A 1,192-nucleotide genomic window follows, 5' to 3' on the forward strand; every position below is an offset into this window, starting at 1 on the left:
CGATTACGCGCTGATGGAGGCGACGACGCCGGCGCCGACGGTGCGGCCGCCCTCGCGGATGGCGAAGCGCAGGCCCTCGTCCATGGCGATCGGCGCGATCAGCTCGACGTCCATCGACACGTTGTCGCCCGGCATCACCATCTCCACCCCCGCCGGCAGCGTCACCACGCCGGTCACGTCCGTCGTGCGGAAGTAGAACTGCGGACGATAGTTGGTGAAGAACGGCGTGTGCCGGCCGCCCTCTTCCTTCGTCAGCACGTAGGCCTCGGCCTTGAACTTGTTGTGCGGCTTGATCGAGCCCGGCGCCGCCAGCACCTGGCCGCGCTCCACGTCCTCGCGCTTGGTGCCGCGCAGCAGCGCGCCGATGTTGTCGCCCGCCTCGCCGCTGTCCAGCAGCTTGCGGAACATCTCGACGCCCGTCACCGTCGTCTTCACCGTCGCCTTCAGGCCGACGATCTCAACCTCGTCGCCCACCTTGACGATGCCGCGCTCCACGCGACCGGTCACCACCGTGCCACGGCCCGAGATCGAGAACACGTCCTCGATCGGCATCAGGAACGGACGGTCCTTCGGCCGCTCCGGCTGCGGGATGTACTCATCCACCGCCGCCATCAGCTTCAGGATCGCTTCCTTGCCGAGCTCCGGGTTCTTGTCCTCCAGCGCCATCAGCGCCGAGCCCTTGATCACCGGAATGTCGTCGCCCGGGAACTGGTACGACGACAGCAGCTCGCGCACCTCCATCTCGACCAGCTCCAGCAGGTCGGGATCGGCCATGTCGCACTTGTTCAGAAACACCACCAGCGCCGGAACGCCCACCTGCCGCGCCAGCAGGATGTGCTCGCGCGTCTGCGGCATCGGACCGTCCGCCGCCGACACCACCAGGATCGCGCCGTCCATCTGCGCCGCGCCGGTGATCATGTTCTTCACGTAGTCGGCGTGACCCGGGCAGTCCACATGCGCGTAGTGCCGGTTCGCCGTCTCGTACTCCACATGCGCCGTCGAGATCGTGATCCCGCGCGCACGCTCCTCCGGCGCCTTGTCAATCTGGTCGTACGCCGTGAACGTCGCGCCACCAGCCTCCGCCAGAACCTTGGTGATCGCCGCCGTCAGCGACGTCTTGCCATGGTCAACGTGCCCGATCGTCCCAATGTTGCAGTGCGGCTTGTTCCGCTCAAACTTAGCTTTCGCCATC

The 1,192-nt window shown here is 66.8% G+C and carries 1 protein-coding gene; it reads right to left on the bottom strand.

Translation table 11 applies throughout. The features are described from left to right. Nucleotides 1–3: 3 nt before the first annotated feature. Nucleotides 4–1,191 carry an elongation factor Tu gene (gene tuf, locus E0493_RS22920; RefSeq protein ID WP_160939578.1) on the bottom strand — a complete coding sequence of 396 codons (1,188 nt, stop codon included), beginning with the start codon at nucleotides 1,189–1,191 and terminating at the stop codon, nucleotides 4–6. Nucleotide 1,192 lies beyond the last annotated feature (1 nt).

This window comes from Teichococcus coralli (genome assembly GCF_009829925.1).
Lineage (GTDB): Bacteria > Pseudomonadota > Alphaproteobacteria > Acetobacterales > Acetobacteraceae > Pseudoroseomonas > Pseudoroseomonas coralli.